The sequence below is a fragment of the Colwellia sp. 5_MG-2023 genome (assembly GCF_030547795.1).
In the GTDB taxonomy this organism is placed as follows: domain Bacteria; phylum Pseudomonadota; class Gammaproteobacteria; order Enterobacterales; family Alteromonadaceae; genus Colwellia.
On sequence record NZ_JAUOPW010000069.1, the window covers coordinates 1 to 667 of the forward strand.

A 667-nucleotide genomic window follows, 5' to 3' on the forward strand; every position below is an offset into this window, starting at 1 on the left:
AATGCTAGGCCTTTCATTGAGCCATCATCCGGTTTTTTTACAAACTCTACATCGTATTTTGCAAAGCGTTCACTGGCTGCATAAACATCTGGCACGCTAATACCAATATGACCAAAGCCTTTAGGCTCTTGGTTGCCGCTGTGGTAGCCTTCAAAGCTATCGTCGTTTTCAGTTCCCCAGTTATGAGTAAGCTCAATTAGTGCAGGGCGACCAAATACCCATTTAGCTTTTGTTTTATCATCACCTTGCGGTTGCTGTGGTTCGTAGCCTAAAAAGTACAAAGTAAACTTCATGTCAGGAAAGTCATACTTACCTAATAACTTCATACCTAATACATTTTGATAAAATTCGAGCGACGGCTTTGGATCTTTAATACGCAACATGGTTTGTTGCATCACATAGCCTTTAGTGGCTTGTTCAATTTCCTCTGGAGATTCGTTATAGCTAGACATGGTGATCCTTTCTAAAGTTTATAAAGCGAAAGCATAGATATAATGCTTAAGCTATTATAATCAACCGAAGTTTCAATTTAAACTGCGTAAAAAGGCATTAACTAATTAACAGAGACGAATTAACAGAGACAGTTGTTTAAATTTGAACAACACAGACTTCTCAACTAAGTTTAATAAATAACCTGTAAGTGAGAGGTCTTTTATGACAACTGCCA

Annotated in this window: 1 protein-coding gene; it reads right to left on the reverse strand. The window is 37.6% G+C overall.

Annotation, left to right across the window (positions count from 1 at the left end; genetic code table 11):
* Nucleotides 1-452: lactoylglutathione lyase (gene gloA, locus Q4496_RS17910; RefSeq protein ID WP_303610976.1), on the reverse strand; the 452-nt coding region annotated here is incomplete at its 3' end.
* Nucleotides 453-667: the final 215 nt, after the last annotated feature.